This is a genomic window from Streptomyces sp. NPDC057950, from assembly GCF_042887295.1.
Taxonomy (GTDB): domain Bacteria; phylum Actinomycetota; class Actinomycetes; order Streptomycetales; family Streptomycetaceae; genus Streptomyces; species Streptomyces kaempferi.
In genome coordinates this window covers 747987-768684 of the sequence record NZ_JBHVPP010000001.1, presented here as the reverse complement: position 1 = coordinate 768684, position 20698 = coordinate 747987, and the positions used below count along the sequence as shown (strand labels likewise).

At 66.4% G+C, this 20698-nt stretch carries 10 protein-coding genes and 3 pseudogenes; 4 read left to right on the top strand and 9 right to left on the bottom strand.

Annotated elements, in window-relative coordinates:
- Positions 1-105, top strand: a pseudogene (locus tag ACFVTC_RS03390) (IS630 family transposase); the annotation flags it as partial.
- 74 nt (positions 106-179) lie between these two features.
- Here ACFVTC_RS03390 and ACFVTC_RS03385 read toward each other — a convergent pair.
- The 3 genes and pseudogenes from ACFVTC_RS03385 to ACFVTC_RS03375 form a co-directional block, all read right to left on the bottom strand.
- Positions 180-380: a hypothetical protein gene (locus tag ACFVTC_RS03385; RefSeq protein WP_390123409.1), complete on the bottom strand. Its 201-nt coding sequence runs from the start codon at positions 378-380 to the stop codon at positions 180-182.
- A 195-nt stretch (positions 381-575) separates the two neighbouring features.
- Positions 576-707: pseudogene (locus ACFVTC_RS03380) on the bottom strand (ECF transporter S component); the annotation flags it as partial.
- Positions 665-1087, bottom strand: a pseudogene (locus tag ACFVTC_RS03375) (AAA family ATPase); the annotation flags it as partial. The pseudogenes ACFVTC_RS03375 and ACFVTC_RS03380, both read right to left, overlap by 43 nt.
- 257 nt (positions 1088-1344) lie before the next feature.
- Here ACFVTC_RS03375 and ACFVTC_RS03370 point away from each other — a divergent pair.
- The 3 genes from ACFVTC_RS03370 to ACFVTC_RS03360 all read left to right on the top strand — a co-directional run bounded on the left by ACFVTC_RS03370 (position 1345) and on the right by ACFVTC_RS03360 (position 2729).
- A complete protein-coding gene (locus ACFVTC_RS03370; RefSeq protein WP_390123406.1) occupies positions 1345-1788 on the top strand; it encodes a hypothetical protein in 444 nt (147 codons plus the stop codon).
- A gap of 63 nt (positions 1789-1851) precedes the next feature.
- Complete coding sequence (locus ACFVTC_RS03365; RefSeq protein ID WP_390123404.1) at positions 1852-2184, top strand: hypothetical protein; 333 nt, start codon at positions 1852-1854, stop codon at positions 2182-2184.
- A gap of 119 nt (positions 2185-2303) precedes the next feature.
- Complete coding sequence (locus ACFVTC_RS03360) at positions 2304-2729, top strand: hypothetical protein (protein ID WP_390123402.1); 426 nt, start codon at positions 2304-2306, stop codon at positions 2727-2729.
- A gap of 237 nt (positions 2730-2966) precedes the next feature.
- Here ACFVTC_RS03360 and ACFVTC_RS03355 read toward each other — a convergent pair whose 3' ends face one another.
- The 6 genes from ACFVTC_RS03355 to ACFVTC_RS03330 form a co-directional block, all read right to left on the bottom strand.
- Positions 2967-3782: a hypothetical protein gene (locus ACFVTC_RS03355; protein ID WP_390123400.1), complete on the bottom strand. Its 816-nt coding sequence runs from the start codon at positions 3780-3782 to the stop codon at positions 2967-2969.
- Between the two features lies 1 nt (position 3783).
- On the bottom strand, positions 3784-8163 hold the full coding sequence (locus ACFVTC_RS03350) for an AAA domain-containing protein (RefSeq protein WP_390123398.1): 4380 nt from the start codon (positions 8161-8163) through the stop codon (positions 3784-3786).
- 472 nt (positions 8164-8635) lie between these two features.
- Positions 8636-12247: a tetratricopeptide repeat protein gene (locus tag ACFVTC_RS03345; protein ID WP_390123396.1), complete on the bottom strand. Its 3612-nt coding sequence runs from the start codon at positions 12245-12247 to the stop codon at positions 8636-8638.
- Positions 12248-12653: 406 nt separating this feature from the next.
- Complete coding sequence (locus ACFVTC_RS03340; protein WP_390123395.1) at positions 12654-14363, bottom strand: hypothetical protein; 1710 nt, start codon at positions 14361-14363, stop codon at positions 12654-12656.
- 386 nt (positions 14364-14749) lie between these two features.
- Complete coding sequence (locus ACFVTC_RS03335; protein WP_390123394.1) at positions 14750-15268, bottom strand: PASTA domain-containing protein; 519 nt, start codon at positions 15266-15268, stop codon at positions 14750-14752.
- A gap of 179 nt (positions 15269-15447) precedes the next feature.
- On the bottom strand, positions 15448-20667 hold the full coding sequence (locus tag ACFVTC_RS03330; RefSeq protein ID WP_390123393.1) for a sacsin N-terminal ATP-binding-like domain-containing protein: 5220 nt from the start codon (positions 20665-20667) through the stop codon (positions 15448-15450).
- Positions 20668-20698 lie beyond the last annotated feature (31 nt).

The following is a 20698-nucleotide window of genomic DNA, read 5'->3' as shown; positions in this document are numbered from 1 at the left end:
AACGGCAGTGTGACCAGGATCGGCCGCGAGGCGTTACGGTGCCTGCTCGCCCGCCGCGGCATCACCATCCGACGCCCTGAGATCTGCAAGGAGTCCCCGGACCCCGCCTGGACAACCTGTCCGCGCACAAGGGCGACACCATCGGAAGCCGGGCGGCTTCGTTCGATCGGACAAGGAACTCAGCGTCGTCGCCGGCCGGGGAACAGGGCGCTGAACGTCGCGCACACGATCGCCCCGAACAGCAGCCCGCCCCAAGGCATCCCGTCCGGACGACCGGTCGTCGTCACGTAGAGGAAGGAGCCGAGCCCACCGGCCACGAAGAAGACAGCGAAGCCTCGAAGCGCGTACCACCATCTCGGGTGGGCTGTGTCTGACGTCACGGGAGGCATTATCCACTCGCGACAGCGGGCGACCAGACCCTGGGAGTGGGTGTGGGCCTACCCGGGCCTCCCAACTACCGTCCTTGCAGACTTTGTCGGCCACCGGGTCCCCGCAACGCGGCTTTGTTCACGACTGCGTAGTCGGACGCCCTGGTACATCCCAGGACCCGAGCCGTGTCCGTCGGGTGTTTCCCCCTAGCGGGGGTCGGATTCGGCCGTTCGGGGCGCCGCGAACCGTACGGGTGCCCGGAACCGTGCACGGCGGGCGGCACGCCGGAACGTCGTCAGCACGGCGGGGCCGGCCGGCATGACGCACACGAATCCCGTCTGACCTGATTGACTGTCAAAAAAAGCGCTGGGGCGAGGATCTTCGCCGTCTGTGGAGCGAACACGGGCGAGGAGACGATGACTTCCGTCGTGGGACCGTCGGCGACGACGTCGCCTTCGGCCATGACGACCACGCGGTCGGCGGCGCGCGCCGCGAACTCCACGTCGTGGGTGGAGATGACGACGGCCCGCCCTTCCGCCGCCAGAGCGTCCACGATGCCGATGAGCTGGGTCTTCGCCCGGTAGTCCAGGCCACGGGTCGGTTCGTCCAGGAGCACGATCCGGGGTGCCGCGGAGAGCTGGACCGCCAGGACCAGGGCGAGCTTCTGCCCCTCCGACAGGTCGCGGGGGTGGGTGGCGTCGCCAATCCCCGGCGCGACCGGCGGAACGCAGTCACCCCCGGCGGGCCGAAGCCGGACAGATCCTGGTCACAGCAGTGTGACCGGGCTCGCTAGTTGACACCAGGCCACGTTCACGACCTGCACTGATGCCAAGTAGCTTCAGTGGCCGGAGTCGCAGAATCAGCGAAATAGTTGGCACTTTGGTACAGCACAGGTTATGAGGACGTTTGTCGCCATAGCGGGGCCAGAGATCTCCGGCGGCGACAGCGGCCCGGCTGTTGGAGTGAGGGGCGCGGGTGAACGGGGAGCCGCTCGCCGAGTCCCGCATCACGATCGGCGCCGCCCGCACAGTCCAGGCGGACGCGGTACGCGCGCAGCGGGAGAAGTGGCGTCTCACGGATATCCCCGTGGACACTGCCAACCGTCTCCAGGGCCGTGAGTTCGACATCACCCTCGTCTGGCACCCGCTCTCCGGCCGCCAGGCCGCCTCCACCTTCCTTCCGGAGACCGGCCGAGTGTGCGTCCTGCTCTCCCGCCGCTCTTTCGCCTGCATCGTCGTGGCCCGCGCCGGCATCACGGACCTCTTGGACCGGCATCCCCGCAGCAGCCCGGTCTACCTCGACGTACCTCCGAAGCCTGAGCGGTGGTGCGACATCACCAAGGCCGAGCCCTTTCCCCGGTTTCAATGCCGACTCCCCCTTCAGCAGCGGACTCGTCTTCGACGACGCTCTCGTCCGTGAGATCTCCGAACGCCACTGCACCGCCTGGCAAGCGCCGACATCGCCTCCGCCACAACCGAGGCAGTGAATATCTACGCCGACGCCGCCCGGTCGCTGGCCGAGACCGGGCGCTGCCGGGCCGTGATCTGTGCCCGCCCCGAGGAGCTCAACGACCGTGAAGACCACCCACCGTCATCGGAAAGCCCCGCCGAACACGAGGAAGAGCAAGTTGAGCGCAACAGCAGAGGGGACTTTCATGATCTGCTCAAAGCAGCCGCGCTCACGCAGTCAGCGCGGCTGCAACTGATACACAAGGAGACGTGGACCGGGATCCCGGCCAGGAGCAGCGGGCAAGCCGTCCGGCCTCTGCAGGACGAGGCCACCAGAGCCTGGAACCTCCACACCGCCCTGTATTAGAAAGCCGGCGGGGCACCCTGGCGCATGCCACGTCACAGCTCAGACCTGGCCACCTGCTAGATCGCGTCAGTTTTTACCGCAGCGCGAGCGGGAACGAGCTGCACACCGCCGTCGCCCAGGTGTTCAACGAACGCGGCGACGGCGTCGTCGTCCGCGGCGGCACCGCGCAGATCTCCAAGAGCGACCGCCAGCCCCACCTGACGCTCGCCGATGCCCGGCAGCTGCTGCTGGACGCGCTGGCCGAATACCGCACCACCCACGGCCACCAACCCGCACGCATCGTCGTACACAAGACCTCGAACTTCACCACTGGTGAGATCGACGGCTTCCACGAGGCCGCCGACCTGCGCGACATCGACCACGTCGACCTGCTGTGGATCCAGCGGCGCGGCGCACCACACCTGCACCGCACCGCACCGGGCAACTCCCACCGCTGCGCGGCACCAGCGTCCAACTTGACCACCGATCCCTGCTTCGGTACACCTGCGGCTCAGTGCCGTACTTCCGGACCTACCCCGGCCTGTACGTCCCCCAGCCACTGCTGATCCGGCCGGCAACGCACGGCACAGATCTGCTGACCGCCGGCGCCGAGATCCTCGCGCTGACCAAGATGAACTGGAACAACGCCCAACTCGACGAACGTGACCCCCTCACCCTGCGCACCGCCTACGAGTCCGTTCCATCCTCAAACACGTCCCACTCAAGGCTCGCATCGCCACCCGCTACGCCTCTACATGTAGCGCTCAGGACGCCTCACAGCTGAAGCGCCTCTTCACGCCGTCTCATTGAGGGGCACTCGCCGCCAAGTCGTTGAGGACAGCGTTGACCGTCGACCAGCACAGATCGGCCGTGTCGAAGTCTGCGCTGTGCTTGGCTCGCTTCTCTGCGAGAGGGTGGACCAGGTTGCGGTAGGTCCGGAGCAGCTCCGAGGCCATCTTCGCGTCCTGGTCGATCCACCCATTGGTGTGCGCGTGCTGGACCAGATCCTGTAACCCGGTGGCGCGTAGCGGCTTGGGAAGGGGCACACCTGCGGTCCTGACTTCGGCTGCGTGGACCAGGACGCCTTCGAGGAGGCTGCCGAGCATGATGACCGCGGACGTGTAGGCGCCGTGTTCTTGGCAGATGTGCGCCTCATCGAGGCGCAGTTGAACTGCGCGGGCCAGATCCGGGTCGGACACGATATCGGTGATGGCTACTTTGAGTGCCACCCGCTGTAGGCTGCGCGGCTCGTCGGGGTCGTACTCGACGAGCACGGGCTGGCCGTTGCGGTAGTCGATGCGGCGGCCTTCCAGCGCCAGGACTTCCTGGAGGCGTTCGAAGACAGGGACGTACTCGCTGGCCTGTTGCTGATACTCCCGACGGTCGGCCAGTCGCAGGACGACGCGTTCTATGTCACCGGCATCGTCCTCCTTCCGTCCACGCAGGAGGTCCAGGATCCAGCGCTGCCGTGGACTGCCGTCGTGGTCGGGGACATCTTCCCAGCCGGCCCGCCGGAGGAAGAGCGCCAGCTCCCATCCACGCCGTCGTTTCATGCCGGGCTCATCTCCGCAGATCATGGCGGCGAGTTCGTCGAGTGTGCTGTCGTCGAAGTTCTCCATGTCAGGCTGCCTCACTGTCGTCGTCGAGCTCGCCGTCGTAAGGGTCCAGGTCTTCGTCGTCGGGCTCGCCCTCGGCCAGTCCGGCCGGTGTCCATGCCGCATGAGGTTCGGTGTCATCCGAGAATGCGGCTGGCGTGGTGCGCGGGTGGATGCCCAGGTCGGTCAGGCGTTTCCACAAAGGGGCCAGGGCCTCTTCCGGTGAGAGCGCGAATGCGCTGCTGCGTACGCGCCAGAATGTCCAGCCGGCGCGGCGCAGTTCGCGTTCTCGCTCGGCGTCGTCGTGAATCTGCTGCCTGGTGGAGTGGTGGGGGCTTCCGTCGCATTCGACAGCGAGGCGCCCGTGGTCTCCGGTGACGACGAGGTCGATCTTTTTGCCGTTGACTTCCCACTGCGGCACCACGTCGTAGCCGCGTTCCTTGATGTGCAGGAAGACGCGCTGTTCGAAGAGCGAGTCGAAGGGTTTGCAGCGTTGGTCTGCGCTGACGTTGGTCGGCTGGTGGGCGTGGGTGTAGGGCGGGGGCGGGCTTTGCATGTAGGTGAGCAGGGAGTGTCGCAGGTCTTTGCTGCTGAGCTGGTCGGCGGTCATGGAGTGGAAGAGCCACATCTGGTCGCGGGCCCGGCTGGCGGCCACGTTGAAGCGTCGTTCGTGGTGGCGGCCGGTCGCGGCGATGACGTTGGCCCCGTCGACGACCATCGACAGCAGGATGACATCGCGTTGGTCACCTTGGAATTCTTCGGGGGTGCCGATCCGGATGTTGTGGCGTTCTCGGGCGGGCATGTCGATGCGCTGGTCAACGAGATCTTGTACGAGCCGGGTCTGGGCGCCTTGGCGCAGGATGATGACGCCCATGCTGCGGTCGGCGTAGGCGGGGTCCTGAGTGAGGCGGTGGAGCTGGTCGACAACAGCTTCTGCTTCTGGCCGGTTGATCAGGCTGTCCCTGCGTCCCTCGCAGTGACCCTCGGACACGTGGACCACTTTCAGCGGGGGAAGCCGGTCCGAGCCGTGCTGACGCAGCAGGACGAGCTGGTTGTCGGGGTAGAACTGCATCGAGGACCACTTGATGATCTCGGGCATGGAGCGGAAGTGCTCGGTGAGGCGGATCACCTCGGTGAAGCGAGATGAGAGCAGTTCATACAGGTTGGACTTGGGGTCGAAGCCTTCGCGCTGCCAGGGTTCGAGCGCAGCCATGCGTTCGTCGAAGATCTGGGTGATCCGGTCGTGCTTGCTGCCGGTGTAGTAGGGCGCGCACTGGCGGTCGTCTCCGACGACGATGATCCGCGGGGCGAGCCAGAGCAGCAGCAGTCCGTTCAGACCGACCTGGCTTGCTTCGTCGACGATCACGACGTCGAAGGAGTCCGGTTCCGGGCTGATCGTTTCGGCTACCTGCCTCAGCGGCATGATCCACGCGGGTACCGCACCCTGGGCTGTTTGCATGGCTGAACGTGCGTGGCGTTGATGGCGTTTGCCGTACTCGGTTGTCCCCTGGCCGGCGTTGGCGATGGCGCTGGCGTAGGCAGCCAGGGCTTGCTTGTGCTTCGTGGTCATACGGCTAATGCAGTGGAAGGCCGCACGGTCACAGACGAGTTGTTCCACCAGATCATCGAGCCGGGCTTCGACCTGGGCCAGCTCCCCCTCCACCTGCCCTTCACGTCCAGGAAGCAGATAGGTGTCAAGGAAATCCTGTGCCTGCCGCCATGCCCAGGCCTGGGGCAAGGCGGTGAACCGGGCGCGCCAGTGCGCCGTGTGGGGATCCGCAGCGAATGCCTGTGCCAGCTCGGGGTGGGCTTCGCTCAGGCGCTGGAAGAGTTTGCCGGTCTCGCGCCGGTCCGCCTCGCGCTGGTACGCCGCTGCCAGTGCCTCCACGGCCAGTGCGTAGGCCTGCGCGTCGCGGGCAGCTGCCGCATCAGCCGCGTGCTGGAGCTCCTCGACACTGTGTGATTGTGGCTGGGGAAGGCTGGCGAGGAGCTCGTCGAGCTGTCGGCCTGCCGTCCTGACCTGCAGCAGCTGCCGGGCCCGTGCTGTGGCGTGGCGAATGTCCTGCCATTGGCCAGGGGTGGTGACCGATGCCGGGATGCCGCTGGCCAGCAGGGTTGAGTGGACTTGGCGGATGACCTCAACACACGTGTCGACGGCCTGCAAGACAGCTGCTCTGTCCAGGAGTTCGGATACCAGCAACTCGGCCGTGTCCTGTCCGACGGTCGATCCGACGCCTGCCCATCGGCCGCGCAGGGTACGGGCATGGGCGCGCATTTCCAGATGGCGAACCACCGCGGCGATCCGCTCTCGGCCGTCGGGAGCCGTGCCTTCGACACGGCACTGTTCCAGCAGGACACGGGCTTGTTTGAGAACGGCCGGCCGTGGCCAGCGCTTGTTCAACTGCCCGCCTTGCAGGACGTACTGCTCCACGTTGCGGCCGCTGATCAGGAGCTCTTTCTCCTCACTTTCGGAAAGCTGCGGTATTTCCACCTCGAGGAAGGAGGCGGCCGCTATCTCCTGCTGGGTCTGCTGGGCACGCCGTGAGGCGTTTCGGACGCTGTCCCACATTTGCTGCCATCGGCGTGCGATGCCGTCTTGAAGTGCACGAGTGGACCACATCTCTTCGTGCCATGACGCAGGATCCGCGGACAGGCCCACACTCTGCAGGGCCTGTTGGGCTTGGTCGAGCAGCGTTTCCAGCACCGTGAGTTCCGCGTCGCCGTGGTCGGCCAGCGTCTGGGCCAGTGGCGTGAAGGGCTCCGGGCCGAGAGCTTCCTCAGCCGCTTCCAGTTCCCTGAGGCGGGCGGCGACATCTGTGGGGTTCGGCAGGGTGGCGGGATCGGGGCAATGATGGATGTGCGCGTCGAGGATTCCCGGACCGTGCATGGTAACCAACAGCCACAACCGCTGAGCCTCATCCGTGGTCAAAGGCGGCAGCGGCTCCGGCTGCGCGGGCAGGGACGGCAGCCACTGGTATTCAGCTGTGCCGCGCTCGACTGCCTGCACAATCTCGTCGAGCCGGCCACGATATCCCGGCGCGATCTCAGGGTGCTCGTACCACTCGACTTCTCGCACCGCCCGCAGGCGCTCCCGCAACTTTGCCTGTTCCGCCATGAGCTGGTGCCGCTGGGTCTGCTGGTCCTCAATACGCTGCTGCAGCCTGTCGGGATTCGTGGTCGCGCTCAGGTGGGCCAGAGCACCGAGCGACTGGCGCAGATCGGTACTGCCGCCCTGCCAATGGTCGCGCTGGATGACGCACATGCTGCGCAGCTTGGCGGGCAGCTGGTCCCGGAGCACCTTCAAGGCCTGGCCCTTTTCACTGGTGACCAGAACTCGCTTCCCATCCGCGAGGAGAGCTGCGATCAGGTTGCTGATCGTGTGGGTCTTTCCGGTCCCAGGCGGTCCCTGGACGACCACACTGGTGTCGTGCTGCAGCCTGTCCAGGACATCCAGCTGGGCCGCATTCGTAACCATCGGGAACAACGGTTCCGGGCCCAGCGCCGGAGGGACGAAGCCGCTCCTGCTCCGCCAGGCCATACGCTCTTCCGGTTCGAGGTCGTACAGCAGCTGCGCCAGCCCCAGAGGAGCTTGTGTTCCGGGACGTTTCAAGGCTCGGGCGATGCCTTCGAAGAAGCCCAGCACCGAGCGCTGGCCGTGTTCGCGGAGGATGAGCGCCGGCGCGTGATGCAGCGAGCGCGTTCGCGGATCCGCAGTGAGGTCAGGATGCTCCCTCCCGGAATCGAACGGAAGCGTTCGTTCGACTCCGAAGGCTCGCTGTGACCACGAGCGCAAGGCCTCCGTCGCCCGGTCCGACAACGGGTGGAAGGCAACGTCATCGACATCGGAACGCACGACCCCCAGCAACTCTGAGGTGTAGCCATCGGACTCGCTGAGGAACTCCGTGTCTTCCAGACGGCCGGACAAACCCGGCACCAAGGACACCGTGATGTTGACCCAATTCGCATCAACCGTGAGCGTGACGGGGGCCGTGACGATGTGCCTGCGCACCCGAGCCGAAACGCGCTCGGCCCCCAGTTGCAAGAGTCCTACCGCCAAGACGACTTCGAACGTGTCACCGTCCTGCTGGATCTTCTTGGCCATCCGGTATAGCTGCTGATGCAGACGACGCTGCGGCTCGGCCGCCAGCTCTTCCTGCGCCCACCGCCTCCATCGCCCGGCCCAGGCATCGTAGGCCTTGCGCACCTCCGACGTACCGATGTCCAACGCCTTTGGAATCTCGCCCTCGCCAGCGGGGACTTCGGCTTGTTCGCCATCGGTCGACGTGTCGTCCATCAGCTGGGGAGGCTCCATAGCAGCAGTGGCAGCGGCCTCGACCGACACGCGGCCGTGCAGGATCGCAGGCAGCCGTGGTGCTTCCAGAGGCGGACGGTGCTTGACCACCATGATCCGGGAGTCCGCGTCCTTGGAACGGCGGACGAGCCCTGCGGGAACGTCCCCGAACCACACCACCTCTGAATACTTGGCACAGTTCCTGACGGGCCGGTAGGCGCCTCGCACCAGCTCCTGCAGACAGTCGACCAACACACGAGTGTCACGGATGGCCTTGGGGTCACTGCCATCGCGTACTGCCGGGCGGGCCATTCCATCCCCCAAACGCCTGCCACCGTGGCAAGCCTTTCAGGCTCCATGACCGACACGAGTCAGGCAATAGGCAGGTCTCAGCCAAGGCTATTTCTCGACACGCAGCGCCTTCCTGCACGAACGCTCCTCTTGGCCGATGGAGCCGACCGATGTCGTTGCTCGGACAGCCGACTCTTTTGACGTCCTTACCTTGGGGGTGCCCTCCGCCTCCACGTCGTCGGTGTAGGCGCCGGACTGCGGGGCGGCCTTGCCAGGCGCCGCTGCTTCCTGCTGTCTACCGAGCGCGGTGGGTCAGCACGGTCCGCGCCGCGGTGGCTTTGTCCTTCTCGTCGGTGAGGGCGAAGAGACTCATCAGTGTGCTGGCGGCGGCGATGTGGCCCACCTGGTCGATGAGGGCGCCGTAGTACTGGGTGAGCGCGGCCTGCAGCGCGGCCTCGGTATCGGCTACGTCCTCCCTGCCGGCGTGCAGGCCTGCCAGAACGAACGGGAGCGATGAGGCCGAGATCCATGGCTGGGTGAGGACCTGCCAAGAAAAGACCTGGAGGTTGCGCGGCCGGTGCGAGGGCAGCGTTGCCCGATACAGGCCGGCGTAGGCGGCGCTGAGCCATGACGAGGCCTCATGCGGCAGGGATCCGATGATCTGGGAGGCAGCGTGTAGGGCGAATGCCGCTGCGGCTTGTGCGTCGGACCATGCGCCTGGCCGTGACACAGCCACGGCGACCGCCTTTGCCTGCCAGCTGTCGGCCCGGGCCGCAGCACCGTAGAGGTCGGCCGAGAACGGGATGTCGACGTAGTAGTTTCGGAGCAGCTCGGCCTTGATGACCAATCCCTCCCGGGGGGCCATCAGATTGCCCTGCATGCAGGCGTCGATGAGAGCAAGCGTGCCGAAGGCGGCCACGCCCTGCGACCGTGCGACAGCGCGCAGGACTCGGTCATCGCACCACAGGATGTGGCCGTGTTCCTTGGCGTAGTCAACGGCCGTCAGCCATGCCGTGCCACGACGGCCGCTGGGCAGTCGCGGAAGGCTGCGCAACTCCGGCCGTGACACTCGAGGAGCGGACTGCATGATCTCCACCAGCCGCGCCGCGGTGGACCGCAGCGCGGCCAGCTGCTCGGGCGTCGAGGTCAGGACGGCGGCATTCGCACTGCGCTCATCCCAAGCCAGTGTCATATCGGACCGCAGCGCAATAGACTCTTTGGCCTGCAGCGCGTCAGCGAGAAGCTGGTCAGTCGTCATCACCACCTGCGAGTGGCCAATCAGCTGCTCGGATACGCCGCCCTCCAGCAGAGCGAGCGTAGCGGCCGCACTGGTGTCCAACATCACCCGTCCGTTCCGCGCAGTCTGCACCGCCAGCGTCTCGGCCGGGTCAAGAGGGATGTCAGCGGCGTACGCCACCGGCCGTTCCGCGGTACGGCGCATGCAGGCCTCGGCGTAGCTCCGACCCGCGGCCAAGGCGAGCATCCCTACAGGCAGCTCACCGCTTGTGACCTTCTCCCGGATCTCCCTATTGTTCTCGTGGTGGAGGCGTAGTTCCTCGGCCAGGTTTTCGAGAGGGTTCTCCGGCGTTCCCAACGAGACGGCCCGAAAGACAGTGCTGTCCGGGAAGCGCTCCAGATAGCTTGCCGTAGCTTCGCGAAGTTGTTCTCCCTCCTCCTCGGACAAAGGCTCCGCAGGTTCCGCAGCACGCCAATGGAGCGCGCCCAGAAGCCGGCCAAGGAGTTCCTCGTCCTCCGGCCAGCGCTGCATCAAGGCGAGGGCACGACCGGTGAACTGCGGGTCCGCAGAGAAACTTGCGCCCAACCCGACCCATAGCAGAGCTTCGTCCCGGCTGCGGGGATCCAGCGGCTCGCCCTGCTCGGTGAGAATCTGCCAGGCCTGTTCACCCAGCGCTCGGGCGGCGTAGCACTTGACCAGAGCCCAGCGGGCCTCGGGATCCAAGGGATCGAGAGCAAGTAGTCGGATGGCCGCGTCCGTGGCACGGTCCATCCGCCCATCCGCCGACTCGACCTCGACGAGCAGGGCGTACATGCGGCCCTGCCCCGCCCAGCCGTCCCCGGCCGTCCTGAGCGCAGCGTCGGCGCACTCCCGAGCACGGGAATACTCCCTGGCCTCCTGGAACAACCCTGCAGCCATGGCCATCAGTCGGGCGTCACGCCAGTGATCAGCCCCGTCTTTGAGGGTCTCGGCCGCCAATACGAGATTCCCACCGCGGTGATAGCGCTCGGCCAGCTTCACCACGATCACCGGGCTTTGGGCGACGTTGGCGCGCAGCACCGCCAACTCGTCGCCCCCGCTGCCCCGTAGTGCCCGGGCGAGCAACTCGATCTCAGCGACAAGGTCAGAGAAGTCCGCCTTGAGATGATCCAGCTCTGGCAGGTCCGCCCCCGCCGCGGCCAGGCCCGCAGCCGCGGTCAACTGCTCCCCCTCAGTGTCCGCAGCCTCCCAGGCCTGAAGCCACAAGCCCTTCACCTCCGAAGTGCTGGTGTCGTCTGCGAGAAGCGACTCCGCGAGCACCGCCCTGACGTGGGCCCGGCCAAAGGCGTTCGTCATGCCGGCCAGCAACTGCTCAGCTTCCTGCTGACGCCCCGTCATGGCCGTGACCAGAGCGGTCTGCTCCCTCATCCGGTGGTCGGCCGCCTCATGCGGCTGGGCCTCACCATCCGGTTCCGGCTGGGTCAGCTTCCACGCCCTGGACAGATCTCCGCTCAGCACGGCCGCTTGCACGGCCAGCAGGGCCGCTTCAGTGCTGTCGCCGTACCAGATGCGGCGGCTGTTCCTGGCGCGGACCGCCACCGCCAGAGCCTCTTGGCCAGCAGCCAGTCTGTTCGAGGTGCGGCTCTGAACGGCATGCTGAAGAAGTGCGCTGGCCAGGCTGACAGCGACGCCCGTGAACTTTCCCTCCCGGTCCGCAGCCCGCAACTGGGCCAGCGCCTCGGCCGACCGACCCATCTTGATCAGTGCCTGGGCTTCGAGCTGGACCTTCATGGCCAGTGCCAGCTCGTTGTGCGGCTCCCACCGGCCCAACTGCTCGATTCCCTCGGCCCAGTCCTCGTCCACACATGCCCACAGCGCATTCAGCAGCGACGAAGTAGCGTCATGATGCGCCGCGAGGTAGTCCCGCACCCCTTCATCCGTGCGGGAGCCGGCCTGCAGCGCCGCACGCGCCACGAAGAAATCACGGGGGTATCCGCCCTCGCGGGCACACCGCTCGAAAAACAGGCGGGAAGCGCCCTGGGCGTCATAGTCGGCAGCAAGCTGACCGAGCCAGCCCAACGCCTCAGCAGGCGCCCCCTCTAGCCACGTCGGCTCCTGATCGACCCACTGCTGAATGACGGACCCGCGCGCCGCCTCCACCCCGGCCAGAATGCCCGCCGCTCTCTCTACGGCCGGCCACGCCGGGCGAAGACGCCGCGCTTCCTGCGCCGACCAGGGGCTCAACGTGCGCAGAGCATCATCGAAATCCGTGCGGACGTCCATGCGGCCGAGGACATTCTCCCGCAGTTCCTGAACCTGCTCCCGGGTCTTGGCCCCGTCCTCCCGCGTGGTCTGCCGCCCCCAGTCACCGGTGACAAGCGATGCCTCCGAGGGAACTGCCGAACGTACATACTCCTCCATCACGATCTGAAGGACCAGCAGCGCACCCACCTGTCGCTGTCCAGCTTCCCTGCCGGGGATCACATACGTCAGCTGCCGAGCAGCCTCATCGAGAGAGTGCTCGGTGCACTGGCGCAGCTGCTGGGCCGTGTCCGCCCGCGACAGCCACACACGCAGCGACTTCGCAGTGATCGGCACTCCGGCCGCCGCCGCCCTCTTGGCGGCAGCGCGCGCCACTCGCCGATTGCGGGTGAGTTTCTGAATTCCGTTCATGGCGAACCGGCTGGCCATGGGCCCCGCCCACTTGGCCAGTACAGAGGGTGAAACCGGATCCACGCGCTCTCCCAACACAGTACGCGGGCCGCCCACGAGTAGCGTACGGCCCAGCTAGGACCCTACTGGCGGGCACTGACAGTGCCCCCTTTTCGCAGCCGCGGCACAAGATGCGGGCTTCATCACGCATACGCGCCAAGGCTGTTCATCCCGGTCCCCTCTCAACCGACGGTTGAGAGAGCGCAACCGGCTCCGAGGCGGCGCTTCGCGGGGCCGCAGCATTGGCCAGTGCTCCCGGCGCCGATCGATAACGTCAATCTGCGGCACAGCGACAGCTCCATCCCGTCCGAACCACGGCGGCAAGGTCACACAGGCCCCCACGATGTTCGTTCAGCCTAAAGATCCTCGGTACAAGGTGCACTAGCTATGACTGCCCTTTGAGTGCAAAAATTCCACCAACCTCACCGACCAGTCGACGCACTTCAAGAGCTAGCTTGAGCACCGGCGTCTCGATTCTGTCTGCCGCATATTCTGCCTCACACTTGGCAAGTAGAACGGGCCAGAGTAGCTGGGCCAGCTCGACCTTTTCTTCAGCCACTCGCAATCGACCAAGGGGAACCTTGATATCGTAGTGCTTGGCTCGAGCCTCTTGGAGCTGCGCCCGAAGATCCTGCTCCCAGCTCGGTGATGCAGTACGAGGATTCGATTGCATGGCGGCAATTTTCGTGATTGCCGGAACCAGTTCGTCATCCGAAAAATTGGCAATCTCGTACTTATCCTCACCCCAAACACGGACATGCACCAGAGCGTCAAGCTCCGCTTGACTGATGTCGGCATCCTGATATTTCACTTCTTCGCGAATAGCTTCTTGAAGCTGACGCCGCACCTTGTCCCGCTTAGCTTGGGTTTCAAAGTCGTTCTCGGCATCCATGGCAATCAAAAGCGCAGTCAGCGAGGCGTCAAGCATCCACCGGTCATGAAGCCTCCGCCCAACACGCGGTGTAACACCGTAGCGCGCAATGAGATGGGCATTAATCTTCGATCCCTTTGTACGCTGCACTCGCACTTGCTGCGGCTGCGTGAGCCCGAATTCCGCCAGTAGTCGCGGCACATGATAGAGCTCGGTTTCACCTTCGACCAGCAATATCACCTTCGGATGGGGGGAGATTCCTAATTCGGCAAGCGCCCGCTCCAGGGTCTTCGCTTCACCGTAGCGAGGAGTCAGCCGGTCATGCTGCGAAGTCCACCATGTTGTTCCCGTGAGATCAGGCAATGGATCAACAGTGCCATCCGTGACAAGATCTTCATGAGCCCGCAGGAGAACCTCTGCAGCAACGCGTCGCCACATAGCGTCAAGCGGTTCCCCCTGCAGTTTCGACCAACCTTCATAGCTGGCATAGCGCATAAGAGACAACCATTTGCCAAGCGGTTCGTTGTGGGCTTGCGCTAACAGGCCGTCAGCTTTCCCCTGAAGGCGTGACGGGTCAAGACCTGCACGTTGAAGCAAATCGTGTACATCCGATACGGCTCGGTACCTCCGCAGGCCGCTTTCGTCCACACCCATGGGCATGTTGAGCCGACCAAGAATACTTGGAAGATACCGTGTCGCCAGAGCCGCCAAGGCGAGGGTAACTTTTCGTTGACGTATCCGGCCCGCATCACCAGATGGGGAAAAGTGGCCGTGTTTGACGAAGCTGTACCGGCTCAACGCCGTCTTTACATCGAGCAACTGCCACGTTGAGTAGATGAATCCATTCCACCACCTGCTATGTTGTTCATTTGGGGGCCGTTTATACGGCCACGCCACCGAATACCCCTCATTGGCTGGATCTCGGAGGCGTCCTTCAGCGGCAGCTTCGAGGACCCAGCCTCGAGGATTCATTCCGTAACTGGGTTCGATATTGATTCGGCGCCCTTCGACCGGCTCGTCACTCACACGGTAGAGCGGCAGAAGCAAACGATGACTGTGAAGCTCTTGAAGAAGATCAAGCGTCAGCTTGTAGCCACGCTCTTTCGCCTTCTTAATGAACCCCTCGGCTGTTAGCAAATCGTCCTGGGTATAGATGTACGGAACTGTGAGCAGAGCGAGAGATCCGCCAAACGGCGGGGAGATATCCTGCGGCGCGTTCGTCACCGTCACATCATAGAAGCGGGGCAGCGCCTGGTCCGCCTTTGTTTTAACGACTTCGCACCTGGTCGCCCGTCGGCTACGGCTTGTATCTCGTCCTCCAGCGCCCACCCGAACGCCACCCCACCGTTCGGGAAGGTCCAGCCCTCGTGGGATGCGCTGGAGCGCATGGTGGGCTGCGCGAAACCTTCTGGCCAGCGGAAGCGGTCACGCCGTTCACTTCTGGGACCCGACTACCGCCGAACTCCTCCACACGCTGGTCACGGCAGCACCGGTCGAAGCCATCACCTCCCTGCGCGACAAGGACGCCCTTCTCATCGGGGTCGGAGGGCCCGCCGGCATCGCCGTTCTGAGCCTTGCCCCCCGACTCTCATGACCGACCGCCCAGCCGGTCAGGCTCGGCGGCTTCGGTATCGACGGGTCTTCACTGACTGCTGGAGTCGTCGCCGTATCGCCAGCCGTTGTCCCGGCTCGCCAGGCGTGTCCTCGGTAACTACGACCACCGTGCTCCCCTCCCTCACCTCACTCCCGCTGCCCGGAATGCTGAACGTCACCACGACGTCGGATGCCTGCGAGTAGCCGGTGGTGACGCTGAGGTGGAGTCTGAGCGCCCCCAGTTCGTCCTGGACCGCGGCAAGAGTCTTGCCCACGATGCCGGTGGGGATCCAGACGGTCGCGGCAGCCTTGGCGAACTTGATGTCGACCGTCGTCCCCGGCTCGACCTCGCCACCGGAGGCCACCCTCTGTCCGACGACGGTCCCCGACTCGGCTCCTCTCTCGGCCCCGGTCGTATCCCCCAGTCGCAGATCATGATCGGTCAACAGCTTCCGGGCGTCACTCACCGTGTGGCTGGTGAGGTCGAGCACCGTCCTCGCAACTGTGAGCTGGGAGTCTGTGCCGAAGGTCGTCATCGGAACGGACGCGCGGACCGCCCGGTGGAAAGAGATCTGCGAGAAGCCTTCTCCAGACAGGGTCTGGATTCGCGAGCGGGCTGGCAGCTCTCAAGGGCTCGCGGTCCCTACCCGTTGTCGACAGGCATGTGCTGGCATGGGCGCAGTTCGACCTCGTTTGCCTACGGGGAAGGTTCCGGTCACCCCGGCGGTAGTTCGAACCGCAGGCGCAAGGCCGTGCCGACGAGGCGGTAGCCGGCGAGACCAGGAGCGCTGAACGGGTTAGGGAGGGGCGTTATGCGTCGGTGGGTGCTGACGAGGACGTGGGTGACGTAGACGATGGTGTAGGTCTCGTCCGGGCGTAGGTGACTGGCTCGTTCGACTTCGGACTCGCCGAGTTCGAACTCGCCCCGGTCCCCGGTCGAGGCCTTCACCTCGTACAGGAGGGTGCGATCGCCGTCGTGGATCAGGAAGTCGTAGCCGAGGCTGTCGTCGCCCGAGCCGTCGGCTAGGACGTGCTGGCGTAGCCCGGACTTCCAGGATTCTTCGCGGGGGACGCCGTACTGCCGCTCCAGCCAGGCGGCCACGGCCACCTCTCCGGCGAGTCCGACGGCCCTGTCCCTCTGGGGGTCCCGGGGGACGGCCCGGTATCCCCCGCCACGACCGGCGACCGCGGAGGTGGTTCGTTGTCTCGGGAGGGCGGGTGCCGACGGTGTCCCGGGCTGTGGGGAGGCAGCGAGTTGGTCGGGGGTGAGGTCGGCGGCGACCTGTCGGGCAAGGTCGCGCAGGTGGTCGGGGCTGATCGGAAGGGCACGGCCGTTCAGGAGAAGTGACGGGCCCAACGGCGCGGCAGGGAGCGAGGTGCTACCGACGGGCGGGCTCGGCGGGAGGGGCGCGGGTTCGCGCAGACCGAGGTCAGCCGCCCGGTCCGTGGCGGGCATGTCCGCGGGCCAGTGACCGTGGGTTTGGAGCCAGGCGATGAGCGTGCGGGTGCCGATCGGCTCGAAGTCGAGCAGGCCCTCGGCGTCCATCGCCGACGCGACCTCGGTGGCCGACGGCAGGGAGGGGATCTCACGGCCCTGGCGGTTCAGCCAGGCTTCGATGCGGACACGCAGGCGGGGAAGGCGCGCGTGGATGGTGTCGACGCAGTCCTCGTGGATCTCGGCCACCGTGCGCGGGTGGTGCTGCCGGGCCGGTGTCGGGGGCAGGTGCGTGACCGTCCATTCCTCGGCGTGGGCGTCGAGGAGGTCAGCAGGAAGGTCCCAGTGTTCGAGTCCCCACCGGGGGTCCGGCTCCAGTCCGGGGAGCGAGCGCAGCCGAACGTACTCCGTGAGGGGGGCGCCCCCCTTGTGCGTGGCCACGTAGGCGTCACGGACGCGGTCGGCCATTCGGGCCCGGTTCAGCTGCAACCAGGCCTGGAACTGGCGTTGGTGGGTTTCCGCGTTGTCGACGGTCAGCAGACCCAGTGTCTGCCAAGCCTGGTTGGCCTCGGCCAGGGGCACTTCCAGTGCGGACAGCATCCGCTGCCAGTCGGCCTCCTCCACGAGTCCCAGCAACTGGTCGGCGCGGTCGACATCGAGCCGGGCGACCAGCCAGTCGTGGAGTTCGCCGCGATCGTGCAAGGTCTCCTGTCCGCGTTGCAGTTCCTCGGCGAGGGCGAGGTTAACGCAGGCGAGAAGGGGGACGAGTCGGGCGCTGCCGGAGCGGATCGAGGCACGGTCGGCGAGCACCGCCTCCAGGCGCTGTTGCGGGATGGCGAGCACGGAGGCAATGTCCGCCTCGGTGACGTCCGCGACGGTCCGGTCCAGCCGGTTCAGTGCGATGAACGCCAGCTGTACCGCCGTGCTCAGGTAGGGGGCACCGATCAGGGTACTCAGGGCGGTCGCGGCTACCTCCAGCACATGCCAGCCGGAGCGCTGCCCTGCGCACACCACGACGAGCCGGGGTTCGTCCGGATCGTCGTGGAGGAGGGAGCGGTCATCGCCGGAGGCGTCGAGGGCGTGCCCGGCGATATGAGTGACCGCGGTCCGCGCCACGACGACGCCACAGGATCGAAGCCGTTGCTTGACGCGGCGCGCCGCGGGGACCGTGGCGCGGGAGGACCGCTCCTCGTCGAACTCGACCAGCGCGACCATGAGGGTCTCCAGCCAGGGCCCGGCCAGGGCAAACAGCGGTACTCGGGGTGCGTCGGCGATCGGCAGCTGGTCGACCCGCACGTCGAGTTCCGCCTCGCTCGTCGGCCGGATCACGAAACGGCCCTGCGCCTCCAGGTGCTCGTGAACGCGCTGGCCCAGAGCTCTGTCGTCGACCGGCAGGAGCAGCAGGGGTGCCTCGTCGAGCAGCCTCCGCTGCTGGGTGCCGCGGATGTCGGCCACGTAGACCGGCTCCGGCTCAGAATCGGCTGCCAGCACATCCAGTGTCCCGGCCCGGCTCACAAGGAGTTCGGGGAGGACCCCGGACCGCCACCCGCCGCCGAACCCGCCCGGAGGAAGGAGGTCCGCCCAGGCCTGTTCGTAGTCCCGCCGCAGCAGATGCCCAAGGCGTCCCTGCCGTAGCCGGGGCACACGGCGGAGTAGGGCGGGCAGGTGGCGGAGCCGGTCCGCGGCGGTCTCGGGATCGTCCCAGCGACGTACGCCGAGCAGCTCCAGGCGTTTGAGCACGCGGTCCGACTGCCGTCTGCGCAGCGCGGCGGAGGCGACGGTGAGGAAGGCGGGCGGCGCCTCCCCCGAGGCCCACCACCACGCCTGCCTGGCCGTGGTGAAAGCGGGGGTGTCTTCGTCGTCACCCGTCTGGGGAATCCACGGGACTCGGAACAGGAAGGCCGCCAGCGGGGTGGGCCACGGTGTGCCCTTCTGATCCGAGCCGCCCGCGAAGCGGAACTCGAGTGCCTCGGCGTCCCAGGTATCCAGGCCGTGGACAATCAGTTCGGCGTAGAGCCGACGGCTCTCCTCGACGAACGCGGCGTATTCCCGCTGGCCGGGAAGAACGGCCACCCTCTTGCGGGTCGGGCGGTACTCGACGGTCAGGTAGAGATCGTCGCGGCGCTTGGGCCAGCGCTGGGCCGTCGACTGCCATTGGGTCCGCTCATCCGGGTCCAGGTTCAGGGCCCACAGTCCGGGAAAGCTGGACGGACGGTTGAGATGCTGCCCCTTCACCGCCTGGGACGTTGCCACGTAGGTCGGTAGCAGGCCGTGGCGGACACCCTGGTGTTCGAGGAAGCGCCGCAGAGTCTGCGCGTCGGTGCGGGTGCCGGCGCAGATGTCGTGGGCGGGGCGGACGACCCGATCGGCGGCGGCGACAAGGTCACGGGAGACAGCTTGGGTACGGTCGAAGAAGCGGACCAGTGCCCGGTCGATCCCGCCGTGCCCGCCTGTCCAACCATCTCCAAACATAGCCTCCGTAACGGGCACCCAGGTCTTGCGGCCCGGCACCAACAGCCCCTTGATCACAGGCCGCTTGCCGTGCCGGTCCACGGAGGACGCCCACAGGGCGCAGGCGAACAGGAGGTGCTCGCGCAGAGCCTCGTCGTCCTCACGGACCTTGCGCATGGCGTCGCCCAGCACTTCCAGCAGGGCTTTCGGGCTGTAGTCCCGTACCAGCCCCTGTTCCTCCAGCCAGGTACGACCGCGGGAGCGCCGGCTGGTCTTCCGTCCCGCCCAGGCGATCTCCGTGTGGACGAAGGAGATGCTCTTCGCGAGTCCAGGTGGCAGGGCGGGCAGCGCGGCCGACGGGCCGTCCGAACGGCGGAAGAACAACCCGGGATCGCCGGCCGGAACCCGCTTCCCGTCGACCGTGAGGACGATTTTCCTCCCCTTCAGTTCCTCGCCAGTGCGAGCGAAGCAGACCGAGAGGTCGTGGTAGTAGTCCGCCCACTTTCCGGCGTCGAACTCCCCCTGGGCGAGGGCCGAGGCTACGCTCTCCGCCCAGTCGGCGAGCACGCTGACAGGCGGGACGAGACCCAGTCCACGGGCCGTACCCAGCGCCGCCAGCCGCTCGGCGCGCCGGGGATGGAGTTTTGGGTCGATGACGTGCTTGACCCCAGCGGCAGCCACGGCCTGCGGTGTCAACACGCGAGCCTGGTCGGGGCCACGCCACAAGTAGCCGCAGCGGTAAGCGGTGCGGGTGCCCGCGGGGTGCAGTACCGGCATGAACGGAACGGCGTCGAACTCACGGTCCTGTGCCTTGAAGGCCAGCTCCAGGCGCCGAACCTGGTCGTGTTCCCAGCACATCAGGTCGATGAGGGTGCCTGCGGGCAGCACGACGCGTCCTTCGTCGACCAATGCGGTCGCCCGTGCGCAGGCCTCGGCCGCGGTGTCGAGCAGCAGGTCATTCCATTGCGTGGACTCCGCCATGGTGCGTCGGCTCACGTCCGTGTGGAATGGCGCGTTGACGAACCCGCGCACCGGGCAGATCCTTTGTGTCCCCATGGGCAGGAACGTGTAGAGCCTGCCGCGCTCCAAAGGGTCGCCCGCGGGTACCGCCACGCTGACCACGGCCGAGTTTCCTAGTGCCTGCCAGCCGTCCTTCAGCGGTCCGGATCCCAGGCCGGCGGCGATGGCTTCGCGTGCCCGCTCGCTGTCCACTGCGGCCGTCACCATGATCAGGCGGGTGCGACGGCGCAGCGTGATCTGCTGGATCTTCAGGTCACGAGAGGTGAAGAGGGTGTCCACCTTGCGTGTGTAGACGCTGGGGCGCCCCCGGCCGCCCACCCGGTGCGTGACGGTCACTTTGCCGAGGCGGTCCAGGAAGAGTTCGAACGGCGCCCCGTCATCGGTCAGTTCCCGCAGCTGGCGTACCGCTTCCAGCCTGGCCTCGGCGGACCGCAGCGGGAGCCGGACCACGGTCACCATTCCCCGTCGGCGGAAGGGAGCCACCGCAGCCGGGACGTCGTCCACCGGCACTGGAACCTTCAACGATGACAGGTTCGCGCGCAATTGGTCGGCAGCCTCCGGGTGGCCGGGCGCGACCTGGTCCGCCAACCAGTCGAAGTCGTCGTCCCGGGCGAAGCGGAAGCAGAACCCGTCGAAGGCCTTGGACGCGGGGCTCGTGACGCTGTACATCTCTGGGGCGGAGGTGAGCTGAAGCACGCTCTTGAAGCCGACCCCCTTGTGGCCGATACCCTCGTCGGGTCGCTTGCTCGACAGGCCGATGCTGCACAACGCCTCGAAGTTCTTGTACCCGAGAGGCCTTCCGCCGTTCGCCACGTAGAGGACGCCGTGTTCGCCCTCGTCCTCGTCGAGGACAATCTCTACGCGGCCATCGCTGTGCCGGGCGCGGTGCGCGTCGTGGGCGTTCTGAAGGAGTTCGACCAGCACGCGCCCCTTGTACTCAGGCGAGAGCATCTGTTCGGTGACTTCTTTGAGTTCGCGAGCGGCACGGCGCCCGCGCTTCAGGTCGGCGAGACACCCCTCGGCCTCCATGACCGCCGTCGCTACGACCCGTTTGCGCCTG

What these genes read in the sequence shown, in the direction of transcription:
- ACFVTC_RS03355 (WP_390123400.1), bottom strand. Translation starts at nt 3,782, where the DNA reads ATGGAGAACTTCGACGACAGCACACTCGACGAACTCGCCGCCATGATC.
- ACFVTC_RS03350 (WP_390123398.1), bottom strand. Translation starts at nt 8,163, where the DNA reads ATGGTGGTCAAGCACCGTCCGCCTCTGGAAGCACCACGGCTGCCTGCG.
- ACFVTC_RS03345 (WP_390123396.1), bottom strand. Translation starts at nt 12,247, where the DNA reads ATGGCCAGCCGGTTCGCCATGAACGGAATTCAGAAACTCACCCGCAAT.
- ACFVTC_RS03335 (WP_390123394.1), bottom strand. Translation starts at nt 15,268, where the DNA reads ATGACGACCTTCGGCACAGACTCCCAGCTCACAGTTGCGAGGACGGTG.
- ACFVTC_RS03330 (WP_390123393.1), bottom strand. Translation starts at nt 20,667, where the DNA reads ATGGAGGCCGAGGGGTGTCTCGCCGACCTGAAGCGCGGGCGCCGTGCC.